This is a genomic window from Micromonospora violae, assembly GCF_004217135.1.
GTDB lineage: Bacteria > Actinomycetota > Actinomycetes > Mycobacteriales > Micromonosporaceae > Micromonospora > Micromonospora violae.
Genome location: NZ_SHKK01000001.1, coordinates 5,303,675 through 5,321,672 on the forward strand (window position 1 = coordinate 5,303,675; position 17,998 = coordinate 5,321,672).

General features: G+C 72.5%; 18 protein-coding genes. 7 read left to right on the forward strand and 11 right to left on the reverse strand.

Going from position 1 to position 17,998, the window contains the following annotated elements:
• The first annotated feature begins 101 nt into the window (after positions 1-101).
• The 3 genes from EV382_RS23795 (at position 102) to EV382_RS23810 (ending at position 3,582) form a co-directional block, all read left to right on the forward strand.
• The gene (locus EV382_RS23795) at positions 102-1,013 is read left to right on the forward strand and encodes an SDR family oxidoreductase (protein ID WP_130405331.1); all 912 of its coding nucleotides are present in this window, start codon (positions 102-104) and stop codon (positions 1,011-1,013) included.
• Positions 1,014-1,114: 101 nt separating this feature from the next.
• A complete protein-coding gene (locus tag EV382_RS23805; RefSeq protein ID WP_425271999.1) occupies positions 1,115-2,398 on the forward strand; it encodes an SAM-dependent methyltransferase in 1,284 nt (427 codons plus the stop codon).
• The gene (locus tag EV382_RS23810; RefSeq protein ID WP_208758486.1) at positions 2,395-3,582 is read left to right on the forward strand and encodes an NADH-quinone oxidoreductase subunit D; all 1,188 of its coding nucleotides are present in this window, start codon (positions 2,395-2,397) and stop codon (positions 3,580-3,582) included. Before EV382_RS23805 ends, EV382_RS23810 begins: the two co-directional genes overlap by 4 nt.
• An 18-nt stretch (positions 3,583-3,600) precedes the next feature.
• Here the strand turns inward: EV382_RS23810 and EV382_RS23815 are convergent, their stop codons facing one another.
• The 4 genes from EV382_RS23815 to EV382_RS23830 all read right to left on the reverse strand — a co-directional run bounded on the left by EV382_RS23815 (position 3,601) and on the right by EV382_RS23830 (position 7,845).
• Complete coding sequence (locus EV382_RS23815; protein WP_208758487.1) at positions 3,601-5,106, reverse strand: hypothetical protein; 1,506 nt, start codon at positions 5,104-5,106, stop codon at positions 3,601-3,603.
• A gap of 109 nt (positions 5,107-5,215) precedes the next feature.
• Positions 5,216-6,220: a glycine betaine ABC transporter substrate-binding protein gene (locus EV382_RS23820; protein WP_130405335.1), complete on the reverse strand. Its 1,005-nt coding sequence runs from the start codon at positions 6,218-6,220 to the stop codon at positions 5,216-5,218.
• A 201-nt stretch (positions 6,221-6,421) separates the two neighbouring features.
• Positions 6,422-7,162 (reverse strand): ABC transporter permease, encoded by a 741-nt coding sequence (locus tag EV382_RS23825; protein ID WP_130405337.1) that lies wholly within the window; start codon positions 7,160-7,162, stop codon positions 6,422-6,424.
• A complete protein-coding gene (locus EV382_RS23830) occupies positions 7,159-7,845 on the reverse strand; it encodes an ABC transporter permease (RefSeq protein WP_130405339.1) in 687 nt (228 codons plus the stop codon). The genes EV382_RS23825 and EV382_RS23830 overlap by 4 nt, the downstream gene beginning before the upstream one ends.
• Positions 7,846-7,847: 2 nt before the next feature.
• On the opposite strand from EV382_RS23830, the gene EV382_RS23835 reads away from it, so the two are divergent.
• Positions 7,848-8,852: an ABC transporter ATP-binding protein gene (locus tag EV382_RS23835; protein WP_425271926.1), complete on the forward strand. Its 1,005-nt coding sequence runs from the start codon at positions 7,848-7,850 to the stop codon at positions 8,850-8,852.
• A 37-nt stretch (positions 8,853-8,889) separates the two neighbouring features.
• On the opposite strand, the gene EV382_RS23840 is transcribed toward EV382_RS23835, so the two are convergent.
• The 7 genes from EV382_RS23840 to folP form a co-directional block, all read right to left on the reverse strand.
• The gene (locus tag EV382_RS23840) at positions 8,890-9,321 is read right to left on the reverse strand and encodes a hypothetical protein (RefSeq protein WP_341870173.1); all 432 of its coding nucleotides are present in this window, start codon (positions 9,319-9,321) and stop codon (positions 8,890-8,892) included.
• Between the two features lie 125 nt (positions 9,322-9,446).
• On the reverse strand, positions 9,447-9,755 hold the full coding sequence (locus EV382_RS23845) for a hypothetical protein (RefSeq protein ID WP_130405343.1): 309 nt from the start codon (positions 9,753-9,755) through the stop codon (positions 9,447-9,449).
• 53 nt (positions 9,756-9,808) lie between these two features.
• Positions 9,809-11,023, reverse strand: coding sequence for an ABC transporter permease (locus EV382_RS23850; RefSeq protein ID WP_130405345.1), 1,215 nt, complete (start codon positions 11,021-11,023; stop codon positions 9,809-9,811).
• Between the two features lie 118 nt (positions 11,024-11,141).
• Positions 11,142-11,678, reverse strand: a complete 537-nt coding sequence (locus tag EV382_RS23855; RefSeq protein WP_130405347.1) for a DUF3180 domain-containing protein — start codon at positions 11,676-11,678, stop codon at positions 11,142-11,144.
• Between the two features lie 19 nt (positions 11,679-11,697).
• A complete protein-coding gene (gene folK / locus EV382_RS23860) occupies positions 11,698-12,225 on the reverse strand; it encodes a 2-amino-4-hydroxy-6-hydroxymethyldihydropteridine diphosphokinase (protein WP_130405349.1) in 528 nt (175 codons plus the stop codon).
• The gene (folB, locus tag EV382_RS23865; protein WP_130405351.1) at positions 12,222-12,590 is read right to left on the reverse strand and encodes a dihydroneopterin aldolase; all 369 of its coding nucleotides are present in this window, start codon (positions 12,588-12,590) and stop codon (positions 12,222-12,224) included. The genes folK and folB overlap by 4 nt, the downstream gene beginning before the upstream one ends.
• On the reverse strand, positions 12,587-13,483 hold the full coding sequence (folP, locus tag EV382_RS23870; protein WP_130405353.1) for a dihydropteroate synthase: 897 nt from the start codon (positions 13,481-13,483) through the stop codon (positions 12,587-12,589). Before folP ends, folB begins: the two co-directional genes overlap by 4 nt.
• Positions 13,484-13,828: 345 nt before the next feature.
• Between folP and EV382_RS23875 the strand changes: the two genes are divergently transcribed.
• From EV382_RS23875 to EV382_RS23885, 3 genes are all read left to right on the forward strand, one after another.
• The gene (locus EV382_RS23875; RefSeq protein WP_053654780.1) at positions 13,829-14,143 is read left to right on the forward strand and encodes a hypothetical protein; all 315 of its coding nucleotides are present in this window, start codon (positions 13,829-13,831) and stop codon (positions 14,141-14,143) included.
• A 13-nt stretch (positions 14,144-14,156) separates the two neighbouring features.
• Positions 14,157-14,519 (forward strand): hypothetical protein, encoded by a 363-nt coding sequence (locus EV382_RS23880; protein WP_053654782.1) that lies wholly within the window; start codon positions 14,157-14,159, stop codon positions 14,517-14,519.
• A 70-nt stretch (positions 14,520-14,589) separates the two neighbouring features.
• Positions 14,590-17,997, forward strand: coding sequence for an ATP-binding protein (locus EV382_RS23885; RefSeq protein WP_130405355.1), 3,408 nt, complete (start codon positions 14,590-14,592; stop codon positions 17,995-17,997).
• The last annotated feature ends 1 nt before the right edge of the window (position 17,998 follow it).

Below are 17,998 nucleotides of genomic sequence, written 5' to 3' on the forward strand. Positions count from 1 at the left end.
CACATCGCGACATTATTGCGTCCTCAGGGATGTCGCGCAGTGACATCAGGAGCTACGGTGATGTCGTCAAGTGACATCAGCACTCCCACGAAGGAACCACCATGCGCGTATTCGTCACCGGCGCCTCCGGCCACCTCGGCTCTGCGGTCGTGCCGGAGTTGCTCTCCGCCGGACACGACGTCGTCGGCCTGGCCCGCTCCGACGCGTCCGCCGCCGCCATCGAGAAGAGCGGCGCTCGGGCACACCGCGGCGACCTGTCCGACCTCGACGTACTTCGGGAACAGGCGGCCGCGTCCGACGGGGTGATCCACCTGGCGTTCCGCCACGACCTCATGATCAATGGCGACCTGGCCGGTGCCGCCGCCGTTGACCTGGACGCCCTCAAGGCGCTCGCCGACGGTTTGGCCGGCTCCGGCAAACCGCTGGTCGGCACGGGCGGGACGGCCATGCTCGTCATGGGTGGCATCGTCGGCCGCCCCGGCACCGAACGCGACACCTTCTCGGCCGGCGGCTACCGGATCGACGCCGAGAACTTCGTGGCCGCCCTCGCCTCCCGCGAGGTGCGCTCCTCCATCGTCCGGCTCGCACCCACCGTGCACAGTGCGCTCGACCACTACGGCTTCATCGCCATGATCATCGCGGCGGCCCGGCGGCACGGGTACGCCGCGTACGTCGGCGACGGCGCCAACCGGTGGCCGGCCGTGCACACCCTCGACGCGGCAAAGCTCTACCGGCTCGCCCTCGAGAAGGCCCCGGCCGGCGTGCGCCTGCACGGCGCCGCCGACGAAGGAGTTCCCTTCCAGCAGATCGCCACCGCCATCGGCCGCAACCTCGACCTCCCGGTCCGCAGCATCAGCGCCGACGAGGCCAACGACCACTTCGGCTTCCTCGGAACGTTCGTGCAGATGGACAATCCGACGTCGTCCGCGATCACCCGCGAACTCCTGGGCTGGGTTCCTTCCCACCCCGGCCTGATCGCCGACCTGGACGAAGGGCACTACTTCCGGGCCTGAACCACGAACGCGGCCCGGCGGGGATCAGAGTCGGTCGCACCAGCGGGTGGCCGTAGGGTCGGCACGGTGACGCCTCCCGAACCCGGAGTGAACTGATGGCGATCCCGTGGCGGAACGCGATGGGCCAGGCCCTCTACGGGCCGGACGGTTTCTTCGTGGCCGGCACCGGGCCGGCCGACCACTTCCGCACCAGCGTGCACGCCTCCCCCGCCTTCGCCACCGCACTGCTACGCCTTGTCGCGGAGGTCGACGCCGCCCTCGGCCACCCATCCTGTCTCGACGTGGTCGACGTGGGCGCCGGGCGGGGGGAACTCCTGCATGGCCTGCTGCGATCCGTCGGGGTTGCGGTGGGGGTTTCCGGGGAGCCCACCCGCTCCGGGCGGTCAGGCTTGATCCCTGCGCGGGTGGGCTCCCCGGAAACCCTGACTCCCACGGCCGCCGCCCGTGCGTTGGCCTCCGATCCGTCGCCGGTCGCCGCCCGCCTGTCGCTCAAGGACCGCGTGCGCTTCACAGCAGTCGAGTACGCGAACCGCCCCGAGAACCTGCCCGACGAGATCAATTGGGTGTCCGAGATCCCCGACGAGATCACAGGGCTGCTGCTGGCCACCGAGTGGCTGGACAACGTCCCGCTTGATGTGGCGGTTCACACCGCCGATGGTTGGCGATATGTGTTGGTCGATCCCGACAGCGGCGCCGAATCGATTGGTGAGCTGGTCGGCCCCGATGATCTCGACTGGCTGACGACCTGGTGGCCCAGTCCCGAGAGCCCTCACAACGCGGACCGTGCCCCGGACAGGGCCTTGACCTCGACTGACGCGACAAGCGGAAGCGAGTCGGGTTTCCGGGCAGCCCGGCCGGCGCAGGGATCAAGCCTGACCGCCCGGAGCCGGCCGGGCTGCCCGGAAACCCCCCACCGCAACCACACACGAGCCGAGATCGGCCGAAGCAGAGATGAGGCATGGGCCGACGCGGTGCGGCACATCAGCCGAGGGCTCGCAGTCGCCGTCGACTACGGGCATCTGAAAGAGGACCGACCGACAGACGGGACGTTGACCGGGTACCGCGGTGGGCGGCAGGTGCCTCCGGTGCCGGACGGTACGAGCGATGTGACCGCACACGTGGCCATGGACTCGGTCGCCTCCGCCGGTGCGGAGGTCGCCCAGTGCCCGTACTCCCTGGTCTCGCAGCGGGAGGCGCTGCGGGCGCTCGGGGCCGACGGCGGGCGACCGCCACTCAGCCTGGCCGGCACCGACCCGGCCGGTTACGTGCGGGCGTTGGCCGCCGCGTCGGCGGTGGCCGAGCTGACCGACCCGGCCGGGCTCGGCGGGCACTGGTGGTTGCGCCAGCCGGTCGGCATCCCACTCGGGCCGGCCGTGGCACGATGACGGGCATGACCACCGACGCCGGGGACCTCCGTGAACTGACCGTCGGCACCGGGGCCGGCCTGGTGGCCGGCACCGGTGATCAGCAGCTCGGCACCGACATGGTGCTGAACATCGGCCCGCAGCACCCCTCCACCCATGGTGTGCTGCGGTTGAAGTTGGTGCTCGACGGCGAGCGGGTGGTCGCCTGCGAACCGATCGTCGGTTACATGCACCGGGGCGCGGAGAAGCTCTTCGAGGTGCGCGACTACCGGCAGATCATCGTGCTGGCCAACCGGCACGACTGGCTGTCGGCGTTCTCCAACGAGCTGGGTGTGGTGCTCGCGGTGGAACGCCTGATGGGCATGGAGGTGCCGGAGCGGGCGACCTGGCTGCGGATGGCCCTCGCCGAGCTGAACCGGGTGCTGAACCACCTGATGTTCCTCGGCTCGTACCCGTTGGAGATCGGGGCGATCACGCCGATCTTCTACGCCTTCCGGGAACGGGAGACCATCCAGGCGGTGATGGAGGAGGTCTCCGGCGGCCGGATCCATTACATGTTCAACCGGGTGGGTGGCCTCAAGGAGGAGGTGCCGTACGGGTGGACCGGCCGGGCCCGCGCGGCGATCGGCGAGGTGCGCCGCCGGTTGCCCGACCTGGACCAGCTGATCCGGCGCAACGACATCTTCCTGGCCCGTACCGTCGGGGTGGGCGTGCTGTCCGCCGCGGACGCTGCCGCGTTCGGCGCGTCCGGGCCGGTGGCCCGCGCCTCCGGGCTCGACCTGGACCTGCGCCGCGACGACCCGTACCTGGCCTACGACGAGTTGGACGTGCCGGTGGTCACCCGGACCGCCGGGGACTGCCACGCGCGTTTCGAGGTGCTGCTCGACCAGGTGTACGCGTCGCTGGACCTCGCCGAGCAGTGCCTCGAGCGGGTGGACCGGCTGACCGGGCCGGTGAACACCCGGCTGCCGAAGGTGCTCAAGGCGCCGGAGGGGCACACGTACGCCTGGACGGAGAACCCGCTCGGTATCAACGGCTACTACCTGGTGTCCCGGGGCGAGAAGACTCCGTGGCGGTTGAAGCTGCGCACCGCCTCGTACGCGAACGTGCAGGCGTTGTCCACCCTACTCCCCGGTTGCCTGGTCCCCGATCTGATCGCGATTCTCGGCTCGATGTTCTTCGTGGTCGGCGACATCGACAAGTGACGGGGGCCGGCTGACCGGTCAGCGCCACCGGTCGGTGGGCGGCGTGCCCCCGGCACGCGGCACGTCGTCCTGGGGCGGGTAGCCGTAGCGCTCGTCGACCCGCCGCCGGCCGGTCCGCTCGGGCACGGGTTCCGCCTGGTGGCCGCGTTGGCGCGGTGGTCGCCACTCGTCCGGTACCGGCACACCACCCGCCGGCAGCGCGGGTCGTCCCGGCTCGGCCCGCCAGCCACCGTCGCGGTCGTGTCGGCGCGCCGGCTCGTCCCGGGGGTACGCGTCGCGCTCCTCGTAGCGGCCGGGGTCCTCGTAGCGGCCGGCGTCCTGGTAGTGGGGCGGCTCCTCGTGGCGGACGGTGGCCCAGCGGTCGGCCACCCGGTACTCGGTGCCGGTGTCGTCGGCGTGCACCTCAGCCCGGCGTTCGCCGACCCGCAACTCGCGGCCGTTCTCGTCGTCGCGGACGGCGGCCCACCGGTCACCGGCCCGCAGCTGCGACCAGTACTCGCCGGTGTCGTCGGCTCGCAGCGGCGGCCCCGGTTGCGGTGCTGCCGCGCCCGCCCGGTCGCGCTGCTCCGGCCAGCCCTGATCGTCCGGGTTGTCCCACGAGCCCGCCGCCGGCCGCTCCGGTGTGCGGTGCGACCGGGCCACCGGGGCGGGCTCGTCGGCCTGCGCGTACGCGTCGCGCCGATCTGTCCACTCCTGCGCTGGCGGGGTCCACTGACCGGCGTACCCACCGCCGTAGCGTCCAGCCGGCTCGGCCGGGCCGCCGTCCACCACTGTGTGCCGGGTGGTGACGTGCACGGTCTCGGTGTGTCGGACCACGCCACCCGGCCGGTGTGCCGGTTCGGGGCGGTCGTGCTCCCGCGAACGGGCGGAGCCGTACGCGGTGGTGGCGGGCCGTTCCCCGCCGTACATCCCGGCGGCCGGCGGTTCGGGGGCCTCCCGTGCGTACGCCGGCTCGTCGTCCTGCTCGGAGCGCCCCCACCGGGGCGCGTCGTCAGGGCTCGACACCCGGGCGCGGCCGGCCGATGCGTCACCCGGCACCGGCACCCGGCTACGCGCCACCGGCACGTCGTCCACCGGCGGCTCGGCGGGGGCCACCCGCGCCCGCCCGGCGCCGGCCGGCTCGACGGCGGGTGCGGCACCGGCGAGGGCCGCGCCGGTGGCGTCCAGGCGGCGGCGCAGCGCGGCGATCCCCTCCTGGGCCCGTTGTGCCTGGTCGAGTGCCTGGTTACCGCGCTGCGCGGCAGCCACGATCTCGCCGCGCAACTCCCGGCGCAAACCCTCGATCTCGTCCAGCAGTTCGTCGGTCCGCGCCGAGTCGCCCTCGCCGTCGGGCCGCAGCGCGATGGAGAGGCCGATCAACACCACCGCGAGAATGGCGAGCACCGCGGCGAAGCGCAGCGGGCCGTTACCGTCGGCCACCAGCAGGATCAGCGCCGCCACCGGCGCGAGCGCGACGCCCGCCCAGAAGAGCATGGTCAGCAGCGGTGGTTGACGCCGGGCGTCTGAGGTGGCCGGGGCTGGCATGGATGTGCAGCCTACCCACGATATGCAGCGGAGGGAACGGGTCCCCGGCACGCGTCGACGCCCCCGCCCGGTCGTGGGCGGGGGCGTCGGCGGCGCGTACGCAGAGGGCTCAGCTGGTGGCGAAGGCACCGTCCGAAGAGAAGATCAGACCCACGCTGATCGACCCGTCGCGCAGCCCGCTCTTGGTCAGTGGTCCGCCCTGGTCCAGCGAGGAGAACTTGCCGAACGACAGCCCGTACGTCTTCTCCAGGCCCGGCTTGCAGAACGGACGCTGCTCGCACTCCGGCGGGCCACCCAGCACGGTCGCGCTGCCGGAGCACTTCGCGGCCAGTTCGGAGAGGGTCCGCACGCCGTGCTTGTCGGCGAAGGCCTGGGTCACCGCGAAGGCGTTCTGGTCCTGCGCGGCGGCCGGGGTGCCGAAGGTGAGGCCGGCCTTGTCGCCCTCGGCCTTGAGCGCGGTCACCGTGGTGTTGATGTCCGGCGAGGAGATCGGCTGCGCGTTCTGGCCGTTGGCCTTGGTGTTGAGGAACTCGGCCATGGTCGCCGCGTACTCCGGGACGACCTGGATCTCGCCCTTCTCCAGGGCCGGCGCGTAGAGCTCCCGGTTGCCGATCTGCTGCACCTTGACCTGGTAGCCGGCGGCGGTGAGCGCGATCCGGTAGAGCTCGCCCAGAATCTGGCTCTCGGCGAAGTTGCCGGCGCCGACGGTGATGTCGCCGCCGGGGCCCTTGGCGATGCCCGCGGTGAGGTTGTTCGCGGTGGCGAACTCCTCGGCCGCGACCTTGGGGGTCTTGCGGTCCTCGTTGACGGCCTTGTTGAGCTGGATCAGCTTCGGGGTGTCCAGCGCGGCGGAGACCTTGTCCAGTGCGGCGATCAGCTGCGGGTTGGCCGCCTTGCTGTTGACCGCCGGGATGACGTTGTCGGAGTTCTGGAGCTTCTTGTCGTCCTGCAGAGCGATGAGCTGCTGGCCGGCGACCGGGGCGCACCCCGCGCCGGAGGCGCTGGTCTGGGGTGCGTCGGTGCCGGAGGAGCCGGCGTCACCGCAGCCGGTGAGGAGTGCCGCCCCGGCGACGGCGCTGACCGCGCCGATGGCCAGACGTGTACGTGCGCGCATGTGCCCGCCTTCCGTGTCCCGGCGCGACCCGTTCCGGGCCGGCCGCGTGTCCGACGGGCGATCCTGACTGTCGGCCGCCCGCGAATATCCACCCAACATCGTCCGGGAGCGACCGACAACTTGAGGTGGACTTCGTCACCGCATCGTCACCGATCGGCCGGGCGCGGGTCGGCGGCTCGACGCCGGGCTCACCCGGACGGGTCAGGCGCTCCCGGTGGCGTCGGCGGCCCGGGGCCGCCCCGGTCGCCGCCGCCCACGCCGCAGTGGTTTGGGGGTGACCAGCCGTTCGACGCCGCCGAGGACCACCTCGGCGAGCAGAGCGAGCCCGGCCACCAGCACACCGCCGGCGACGATCTGCCCGCCGCCGGCCGCGATACCGATGCCGAAACCGGTGCGGATGATCTGGCCGAGGCCACCGCCGTTGACGAAGGACGCCAGCGCCGCGGTCGCGATCACCTGAACCGCCGCGGTGCGGAAGCCGGCCGCCAGGTAGGGCACCGCGAGCGGCAACTCCACCCGGCGCAACAGCTGTGCGCTGGACAGACCCATCCCCCGGGCCGCGTCGCGGGCCTCCGGGTCCACCTGCCGCACCCCGATGTACGCGTTCGCCAGCAGCGGCGGCACCGCGAAGACGGCCAGGGCCACCACGACCGGCGTCTTGCCGAAGCCGCTGGCGAAGACCACCGGCAGGATGGTCAGCAGCGCCAGGGTGGGGATGGCCAGGGTGGCGTTGGAGACCAGCACCACCAGGCCGCCACCTCGACCGAGGTGCCCCAACCAGAGCCCGAGCGGCCAGGCCACCAGGCAGCCGAGCGCCACCGCCAGGGCCGAGATCGTCAGGTGCTCACCGAGCCGGTCCAGCATGCCGCCGGGGTTGGTCCAGTTCAGTGGGTCGTTGATCCAGGTGATCGCCTGGCCGATCGGGTTTGCCGCGACGGTCACCGCGCCCTCCGGGTGGACCAGGGGGTCACCAGCCGGGCAACCAGGATGAGCAGCAGGTCGAGTACGACCGCGAGCGCCACGCAGAGCAGGGCGGCGGTCATGATCTCGGCCTTGTAGAGGTTGTTCTGGAAACCCGCGAAGATCAGCTGCCCGAGCCCGCCGTGCCCGACCAGCACCCCGACCGTGACCAACGCCACCGTCGAGACGGTCGCCAGCCGTACGCCGGTGACGATGCCCGGCAACGCCAGCGGCAGGTCGATCCGGAACAGGCGCCCCCACCGGCCGTACCCCATGCCCTCGGCGGCCTCGCGAACCTCCGGGGGCACCTGGTTGAGGCCGGCCACCACGTTGCGCACGATCAGCAGCAGCGCGTACAGGACCAGCCCGACCAGTACCGTGGTCGTCCCGGTGCCCAGGTAGGGGGCGATGAACGCGAAGAGCGCCAACGACGGGATGGTGTACACCACCCCGCTGACGGCGAGGATCGGGCCGGCGAGCGGACGAACCCAGTACGCCAGCACGGACAACGGCAGGGCGATCAGCACGGCGATCAGCACCGCCCGCCCGGTGAGGGAGGCGTGTTCACGCACCGCGGCGAGGATCGTGTCAGAGTTGTCCCGCACGTACTGCCAGGAGAACCAGGGGTTACCCGGGTCGGCCCGGTAGCTCAGGCGGAAGGACATACGTGGACGTTACCCCGGAGGCTGCCGACGTGGCCCAATCCCCTCGCGCGGCATCGATCTCCCTACAGGGCATCCAGAAGCGCTACCCGAACGGCACCGAGGCCGTCCGGGGCCTCAGCCTGGATGTCCGCGCCGGCGAACTGGTGGTGCTGATCGGCCCGTCCGGCTGCGGCAAGTCGACAGTGCTGCGGATGATCAATCGCCTGATCGAACCGACCGCCGGCCGCATCACGCTCGGCGACGAGGATGTCACCGACGTCGACCCGGTGCGACTGCGCCGTCGCATCGGGTACGTCATCCAGAACGTCGGCCTCTTTCCACACCAGACGGTGCGGGCCAACGTGGCCACCGTGCCGGGCCTGCTCCGCTGGCCCAAGGGCCAGACCCGGGCGCGGGTCGACGAGCTGCTCGACCTGGTCGGGCTCGACCCGACCGAGTTCGGGGGTCGTTATCCGCACGAGCTGTCGGGTGGCCAGCGGCAGCGGGTCGGGGTGGCTCGGGCGCTCGCCGCCGACCCGGTGGTGCTGTTGATGGACGAGCCGTTCTCGGCCGTCGATCCGATCGTCCGGGCCCGCCTGCAGGAGGAGTTCCTGCGCCTTCAGGCCGAGGTGCGCAAGACGATCGTGCTGGTCACCCACGACCTCGACGAGGCGGTCCGACTCGGTGACCGGATCGCGGTGCTCTCCGCGGGCGGGCACCTGGAGCAGTACGACACCCCGGCCGCGCTGCTCGGCGCACCCGCCACCCCGTTCGTTCAGGAGTTCGTCGGCACCGACCGGGGCATCCGCCGGCTGGCGGTCACCCCCCTCGACCGGGCGGCACTGGAGCCGGTGCCCGAGGACGCCGCACCGGACCTGCCCACCGTCGCGGTGGACGGCTCCGCGTACGACGCGTTGGCGGCCCTGCTCACCTCGGGTCGGGACCGGCTCCTCGTGACCGAGGCCGGCCGGCCGGTGGGCGCGCTCACCCGGCAGCGCCTCCTCGACCTCGGCCGCCCGACCAGCTGACCCGCCTCAGCTGGTCGCAGGCCCCGTCTCGGCCGGGTCAGGCGCGACCGCCGAGGCTGGCGATGCCGATGATCCAACCGGTGAGGAAGCCGTAGCCGGCACCGGCGCTGGCGTCCTGGAGAGCCCCCAGCAGTGACGGTGCCGGTCCGAGCAGCACCGCCAGCACGGCGGCCAGCCCGCCGGCCAGCACGTACGCGGCCCAGCCGGAGAAGAACTGGCTGACCGGGCCGGGCACCCGGGCGACCTGGGCGGCGGGCAACAGGTAGAGCAGGGCCACCGCGAGGACCACCAGCAGCACGGCCCGCAGGTCGGCGGCGAACAACCCGCCGGCCTGCCCGTCCGCGTCGAGCCGCCACGCCGGCCAGGCGAGCAGGCGCGCGTAGAACGCGCCCGCCGACTCCGGGTCGGTCAGGGTGACCGCCCACCCGGTGTACGCCGGGCTGCCGCAGATGCCGACCAGCAGCAACACGGCGAGCGCGCCGGTGCCGGCAGCCGTGCCGTAGCGGCTGACCGGGCCGGAGCGGCGGATGAGCGACGCGATCCGCCCAGGCCGCGAACCGGTGACCCGGGCCGACCTGGGCTGCCCCGAGCGGCTCAGTGCTTCAGCAGGTAGTCGATGAAGGCGGCCCGCAGCAGCGGTGCCGACTCCTCGTAGCCGTGGCCGGTCAGCTCCCGCCACAGCGCGTTGGCCTCGTCGATCGTCGGGCCGATCGAGTTCGGAGCGCCGTCCAGCACCGTGGCCTCATCCGCGTTCGGCAGGTGGCGGATCACCGACCAGTAGAACCCCACGTCCCGACGCTCCCGGGCCCGGGCGAACGCCCGCTCCCGCAGCTCCTCGGTGGACAGCGCGTCAAGCTCTTCGAACGAGGTTCCGCCGGGGGTGGCGGCAGGTGTGTCGGTCATGTCGCCGAGCCTAACGGTCGAGATCAGCTGCGGCCCGGCGGACGCGACACGGCTCACCGCTCGTCGGTGTCCCACCGCCGAGGGCCGTCCTCCCAGCGCGGGTCCCGCCACGGGTCGACCGGTTGGGGCGCGGCCTGGGTCGGCAGCGTCGGCGGCCAGTTGTCGACCGACTGCGGCTGCGGCATCGTCCAACCCGAGCTGATCGTGCCGTCGCTGACCGGCTCGGGCTTGTCGGGGCTGCCGGACCGGGGCCGCCCGAGCGTCTCGACCAGCCGGGTGGCCAGCAGCCCGACGCCCAGCGCCGCCCCGCCGACCACCCAGTCACTGAGCGTCCAGCCGCGCTCCGACGCGTACACCCGGAAGACGGTGACCAGGCCGACCGCCAGCAGCGTGCCGAACACACCACCTCGGCGACCGTACGCGCTGGTGCCGGCGAGCAGAGCCACACCGATCGCCAGCACCGTCCCGTCCAGCCCTGAGGTGGGTGCCACCGGCCCGGGGTCGTTGGCGGCGAGCAGCACGCCGCCGAGCGTGGCCAGCACCGTGGAAATGATCAGCGCGACGGCGGTCACCACGGCGGCCGCCGCGCCCCGTCGGCGGGCCGGGTCGGCGATCGGCCGGTACCGGCCGACGAGGCGGCGGATCGCGCGGACCGCGCCGAACAGCCCACCCAGGACCGCCACCGCGGCGAACCCGGCGAAGAGGTACCCGGCGCTGCCGGTCGGGTCGTAGTCGCCCTGCATCAGCACGGGTGCCGAACGGCGTTCGATGTACACCACCACGGCGGCCGCGCCGGCCAGGCTGGCGGCCCAGCCCGGCACGTGCAGCACCACCACGACCAGCGCCAGCGCGAGCCCGCCCACCGCGGCGACCGCCACCGCCTGGCCGATCGACACCGGCAGGCCCCGGTCACCCTGCTCGGCATAGTGCAGGGCGGCCGCGACCGCGATCGGCCCGATCGCCAGGTTCGGCGCGGCCGTCCGCAGGCTCAGCCCGGCAGCCAGCGCGAGCAACCCCAGCCCGACCGCGTCGATCAGCAGCGTACGCAGGTTGCCGTCGCGCACAGCGGCCGAATTCTCCTGCCAGAGCAGCCAGCTCACGGCCGCCAACCCGGCCAGCAACAACAGCTCCCACCCCAGGTGGACGCCGATGCGGTCCCGACCCGGCTCACCGTGGGTGGGGTCGTCGAAGACGTTCTCCAGTACGGCGGCCGGCACCCCCGACGAGGGTTCGGCCAACCGGTCCCGGCCCGCTTCTTCGTACGCCATGACGCCGCCTCCCCAGTGGCCCGGCCGTCCCGTCCGGCCCGCGGACGTACCCTGGGCGGCCCTTGCTCTCCGATCGCAGGCACCGTACCCGCGCCCGCAGCCGGGCGTAACCCCCTGCTCAGCGCTGGCCGGGGCGGCTCTCCCGTGGGTCCTGCTCGCGCTCGTCGTCCGGGCGTTCCGGCACCCGGCAGGAGCGCTCCAACCAGAGCGCGGCGCCGACCAGGGCCAGCGAGGCGAGCAGGCCCCCGCCGGCGGCCGGCCGATCGTCCAGGGCGGCGCGGGTGGTCTCCACGAAGAGCCAGCCGGTGAGCCCCGCGTAGAAGCCCGCGAAGATCGCCGCAGCCAGCGCCGACGCCTTGGCCAGCACCACGAAACGGGCCACCATCAGCGGGTTGACCGGGTCGCGGCCGGGCTTGCGCTCGATCCGAGCCCGGGTGTTGATCGCGGCGTACGCCTCCAGCACGGCGAGCCCGGCCAGCGTCACCACCGGTAGCCACGGCAGCCGGGGAATGCCGCTGTAGTAGAGGGTGCTGATCAGCAGCCAGGCCAGCGCCGCCGCAGCCAGCCCGGCCACGACCAGGGTCGAGATCCGGGTGGGGCCCATCCGGGAGCCGTCCGGGCCCGACCCGCGGGGTGGGGGCTTCGCCTGCGTCATGCCGGCCGGTTCCGCTCGGTCATGCCGTCGACTCTAACGCCAACTCCGGCCGGGGACGCAGTTCCAACGCCTCGTCGGCGGCGGGTCCGGTGGTCAGCAGATCGGTCAGCCAGCCGTGACCGGGCAGCCGACCGTACGGCTGGATGTCGATCCACGGACGCAGCACGAACGCGCGCAGGTGCGCTCGGGGGTGTGGCAGGGTCAGCTCCGGGTCGTCGCTGAGCACGGGCTCGTCGTCGTCGCCCCAGACCGCGATCACGTCCACGTCCAGGGTGCGCGGCCCGAACCGACGCTGCGGGTCACGGACCCGGCCGGCCGCGCGTTCCGCGTCGCGGGCCCGTTCCAGCCAGTCGCGCGGGGTCGCGCTGTCGTCCTGCACGAGCACCACCGCGTTGAGGTACGCGGGCTGGTCGGTGTCGCCCCACGGTGGAGTCTCGTACACCCCGGAGCGCACGAGCACGACGTCGCCGAGGGTGGCCACGGCCGTACGCAGGTGTTCCAGGCGGTCGCCCAGGTTGCTGCCGAGCGAGAGGATCGCCCGCGTCACCGGGTACGCCGCCGGGTCATCGTGACCGCCACGTCGGTGAAGGTGTGCGGCACCGGCGCCTCCGGCTTGTGCACGGTGATCGTCGCCGCGTCGACCCGAGGGTCGGCGAGGCAGACCGCGAGGAGCCGGTCGGCGAGGGTCTCGATCAGGTTGACCGGCTCGCCGGTCACCACCGCGACCAGACGTTCGGCCAACTCGCCGTAGTGCACGGTGGCGGTGACGTCGTCGCTACTGGCGGCCGGGCCGAGGTCCAATTCCAGGACGGCGTCGACCACGAAGTCCTGCCCCTGCGCGCGTTCGAAGTCGTACACCCCGTGCCGGCCGCGCGCCCGCAGGCCGGTCAGCTGGATCCGGTCCGGCGTCATCGCCGTACCTCCTGCTCATGATCGTGTTGCGGTGGTCTCTGATCGCGCGGCGGTGCGGCCAGGCGGGGGCTGCCGGTCGCGGCCCAGACGGCGAGCGCGTCGGCGGTGGCCCGCACGTCGTGCACGCGGACGCCCCAGGCGCCCGCGGCGACCGCCAGCACGCTGGTGGCCACGGTGGCCGCCTCCCGCTGGGCGGTCGGTCGCGGAGTGCCGTTCGGGGCGGCGAGCAACCCACCGAGGTACGACTTGCGGCTGGCCCCGAAGAGCAGTGGGTAGCCGAGATCCAGCAGCTCCGGCAGGCGGGCGCTGAGCTCCCAGTTGTGCGCGGCCGTCTTGGCGAAGCCGAGACCGGGGTCGACGATCAGGCGGTCGGCAGCCACCCCGGCGGCCAGCGCCGCGTCGATCCGTTGGGCCAACTCGGCCCGGACATCGGCCACCACGTCGGTGTAGGTGGCCAGCTCACGCATCCCACGGGAGTGCCCGCGCCAGTGCATCAGCACCCAGGGGCAGTGCGCGTCGCGGACCACCCGGGCCATGTCCGGATCGGCCAGGCCGCCGGAGACGTCGTTGACCACCGCCGCGCCGGCCGCGAGCGCGGCCTCGGCGACCCGGGCCCGGCTGGTGTCGACGCTGACCGCCACGCCGGCCGCGGTCAGCTCACGGATGACCGGCAACACCCGCTCGGCCTCGGTCGCGGCGTCGACCCGGGCAGCGCCCGGGCGGGTCGACTCGCCGCCGATGTCGACCAGGTGCGCGCCAGCGTCGCGCAGACGGACGCCGTGTCCGACGGCGGCGTCCAGGTCGGCGTACCGTCCGCCGTCGGAGAAGGAGTCCGGTGTGACGTTGAGGACGCCCATCACCACCGGGCCCGAAGCCCGCACCAGATCGGTCACGACTAGACGGTACCGGTCGGGGCGGCGGTGCCCACCGACCCGGGTCGGCCCTCCTGACGTGCTTGTTAGAACAGGTGTACGATCGGTCATCCGGGCAGGATCGGGCAGCCCCTTCGCGGCTTGTCGCAATCCGGGGCGGCCCGTACGCTTTGGAATTGGCCAGCATCGAGATGGCGAAGCTTGGAGGGAGGGCCGAAGCGGGGGAAAACCGCCCAAACCTCGCCACCCTCTGTGGTGAGTAACGAACACAGGGTCAAGAACGCCCTGCCCTGTGGAGCACTTTTCCCGCCAGGCTTGCCTATTGCACCGCCGCGGCACCGCCGGCCGCGCTATGGGGAGGTTCCAGTGATCGCCTTCGAGCTCATGGAGACGGCGTCGTCCGGCGTCGCCCACGCGCTCTCCACCCTGGCGTCGGCTCCACTCGCCGAGCCGGCACCGAAGGGGATCGACACCAACGGTGTCGTCACCTTCTTCGCCAGCAAGATCGCGCCGATCCTGCTCGCCGTCCTGGGCGTCATCTTCATCGGCCGGGCCAGCCGGGGCGAGATCTCCAAGGTGCTGACCAGCTCCGCGATCGCCATCGTCGGGCTCGCCTTCATCGCCGGGGCCGCGACACTCTTCTTCGTCGGCGATTACCTGATCGACCTGATCTTCGAATAGGCGCGTTCACCAGATGCGGCTGCGCACCGACGACGACATCTACCGGGCCCGCCTGGTCTACCTCGGGCCGCCCGGTTACACCCTTCCGGTCCACCTGCCCTACGCCCAGTACGGGCTCTTCATGCTGCTCGTCCCCCTCTACATGTTCATCCACTGGCTGTTCACGTTGACGGTCGAGCTCTTCCCCGCCTGGGAGATCGCGCTCGCCATCGTGACCACGTCGTTCATCTTCCGGCACGTCGACCCCGACCGGCCGGCGCGGGTGGTCATCCGCACCGCGCTGACCGACTGGCGACGCACCCGGGAGCCGGCGGTCGAGCAGCGTGATCCGCGCCTGGTCGGCAGCCGGATCAGGATTCGGGAGGAGCTGGCATGACCGGACGTACGTCGAACGGTCCGTCGCAGGGCGCGGGCAGGACTCTGCCCACATCCGTCGAGGCGGTCGCATGAGCCGCTCCTCCACGCCGGGATCCCCGGCCGGCCGCCCGGGCGCGCCGGCAGGTCACCGTGCGCACTCATTCGACTACACCGAGGACGAGGACGAGGTCGCCCTCGACCCCGCGCTGGTGACGTCGCCCGGCCACGGTGCCGTCGGCGTGTTCCAGGCACCCCGGCCGGTGTCCCGCCGGACGCCAGCAGCCGAGCCCACCGCCGTGTCGGCCGGCGATAACGCCGACATCGACTCCCCCTTCCTTGACCTCTTCGGCGGCGCAGCCCGACCCGGCACCGGCACGGCCGGCCGTGAGCAGCCGGCGATCCCCCGCCAGCCGCCACCCGCCGTCAGCTCGACGCCAGCCCGTGCGGTTCCCGAGTTGGAACCCCCGTGGACACCCGCCGACCAGCCCGGCGGCGGTGGCCGACCCGTCGAACCACGGCACGCAGGCGGCGAATCCCGGGTGCCGCATCAGGCCGGCGATCGACGGCCGATGCTGCGCCCGCCGGACCAGCCCGACCCGTCCACTGGCCGTGGCTCCTCAGCGACGACCACCGGCCCCGCCAGCCGGACAGCCGGCACCCTGCCGGGCAGCCGACCCACGGCCACGCCGGCACCTCACGCAGCCCGGCCGACGGTCACACCGGTGGCTCATCCGGCACCGGCCGAGCAGCCGGCCAGCATCACCGCCTCGGAGCGGCCAGCGCTGGAGCATACGGCCCGGCGGGCCACCGGCTCGGAGAGGTCCAGGAGCACTGGCGCCGCGTCCACCGGGAAGGAGGTCGCCGCACCCCGCCAGCGTGCCGCGAGCCGCCCGGACCGACCGATCAAGCCGACCCGGGTTCGGGCCCCGAAGATCAAATTCGGGGATCGGGACCCGTCGGTCGAGTTGGCCATCACCGAGATCGCCGGCCACCTGACCTTCACCCCGAACACCGTCACGGCCTGGTACTGGCTACCCGAGGTCCGCTGGGCGTTCCGGCCGGACGCCGAACGCGAGGCGCTGCTGTCGGCGATCTCCGAGCAGTACGCCGGCCTGGCCGGCTTCCGGCTGCACCTGCGCCGCACCACCCGGCCGTTCCCCGCCGACGAGTGGGCACGCACCATCGACACCCACACCGCGGCGCCGCTGCCCGACGTACCCGGCACCATCGGTTGGGCCGATCACCTGGTCGCCGCCCAACGACACCTGATGGCGGTCAACCACGCCGAGGGGCAGACCTACCTGGGCGTCACCTTCGCCCGCCGCTCCCTCGGCGACTCGCTCACCGAGCGGCTGCTACGCACCTTCGGCCGGGGCACCGCCGACGGCGAACGCCGCAAGCTGGGCCGCACCGTGGAACAGTTCGACGAGGTGCTCGGCGCGTTCGGCATGCGCGGCCGGCGGGTCACCGCCCAGGAGCTGGAGTGGCTGCTCTACCGCTCGGTGGCGCTGTGCATGTCACCGCCGAGCACCCTCTCCCCCGTGACCGACGGGCGCTGGGAACGCGGTGACCTGCTCGCCATGACCGAACAGGTCGAGCGCTACCGCACCCCGTACGGCTCGACGGTCAAGCTGGTCAATCGGATGACCGGCGAGGAGCGGCACGTCGCCGTACTCGCGGTCGGCCGGATGGAGCCACTGGAGATCCCGGAACGGCACGAGCCCTGGCTGCACTTTCACGAGCGCCTGCCCTGGCCGATGGAGATCTCCACCCGCGTCGACATCCTCGGCTCCGGCGACTCCTTCCGCAATCTCGAACACCGGCTGCGGATGATCCGCTCGCAACAGCTCGACTACGCCGAGCACGGCATCGACGCGCCCCCTGAGCTGGAACGACTGGCCAAGCGCGCCCTGGTGATCGGCGACGAGATGACCACCGGCCTGCCGGTCGACTCGGCCCGTGCGCACGGCTGGCACCGGATCGCGGTCGGCGGCCGGACCAGGGAGGAATGCCTGGAGCGAGCCCGCCGGCTCATCCAGCTCTACTCCCGAGAGCTGCGCATCTCGCTGCAACACCCGAAGAACCAGGACTGGCTGGCCCGCGAATTCATCCCCGGCGAACCGATCGCCAACACCGGCTACGTCCGCCGCATGCCGGTGCCGTTGCTCGCCGCCGCGCTGCCCCAGGCCGCATCGAACGTCGGCGACCGGCGGGGCGACCTGATCGGCCGGACCGCCGGCACCTGCCGCCGCCCGGTCTTCCTCGACCTGCACTTCCCCATGGAGGTCCGGGAACGCTCCGGGCTCGCGGTCTTCGTCGCCGAGCCCGGCGGTGGAAAGTCGACACTGCTCGGTGCCCTGGGCTACCTGGCCGCCCGCCGAGGTGTCCAGGTGACCCTGCTCGACCCGTCCGGCCCGCTGGCCCGCCTCTGCGCGATGCCTGAGCTGCGGCCGTACTCCCGGGTGTTGAACCTGACCGGCTCGGAGCACGGCACCCTGGCGCCCTACTCGCTCATCCCGACACCCCTGCGCACCGAGTTCGGCACCGGGGCCGCCGGTGACCGGGAGTTCGAAATCGCGGTCTCCAACGCCCGCGCCGAGCGGCGGATGCTGGTCCAGGACATCTGCATGATGCTCGTCCCGCCGCAGGTCGCCCGGGAGGCGTCGACCGCCACCCTCTTCCGCCACGCCGTCCGCCAGGTCCCCGCCGAGGAGACCTCCACCCTGGACGACGTGGTGAGTTGCCTCGGGCGCCTCGACGACGACGCCGGCAAGGAACTGGCCAACCTTCTGCTCGACACCGCCGAGATGCCGCTGGCCATGCTCTTCTTCGGCCGACCACCGGAAGGGCTGCTCGGTGCCGACGCGGCACTCACCGTGATCACCATGGCCGGGCTCCGGTTGCCCGACCTCAAGATCGAACGGGAGTACTGGTCAGCCGAGGAGGCGCTCGCCCTGCCGATGCTGCACACCGCGCACCGGCTCGCCGTGCGGCGCTGCTACGGCGGCTCGATGTCGTCCCGCAAACTCGTCGGCCTCGACGAGGCGCACTTCATGGAGGGCTGGCGGTCCGGGCGTTCCTTCCTGGTCCGGCTCGCCCGCGACTCCCGCAAGTGGAACCTCGCCGCGCTGGTCGCCTCGCAGAACCCGCGCGACATCCTCGGCCTCGACGTGCAGAACCTCGTCTCCACCGTCTTCGTCGGCCGCATCGCCGAAGACACCGAGATCGCCTCCGAAGCGCTGCGGCTGCTGCGGGTGCCGGTCAACGACGGATACGAGGCCACGCTCGCCTCGCTCTCCGCCGCCGACTCCAACTCAGCCTCCCGCCTCGGCTTCCGCGAATTCGTGATGCGCGACGTCGACGGCCGGGTACAGAAAGTCCGAGTCGACGTCTCGTACGTCGAAGGGCTGCTGGACCACCTCGACACAACGCCCGCCGCGATCGCCGCGGCGGCCGGAGTCCTGCCGAGCATCCCCCTGCCGGATCTGGAGGCGTGAC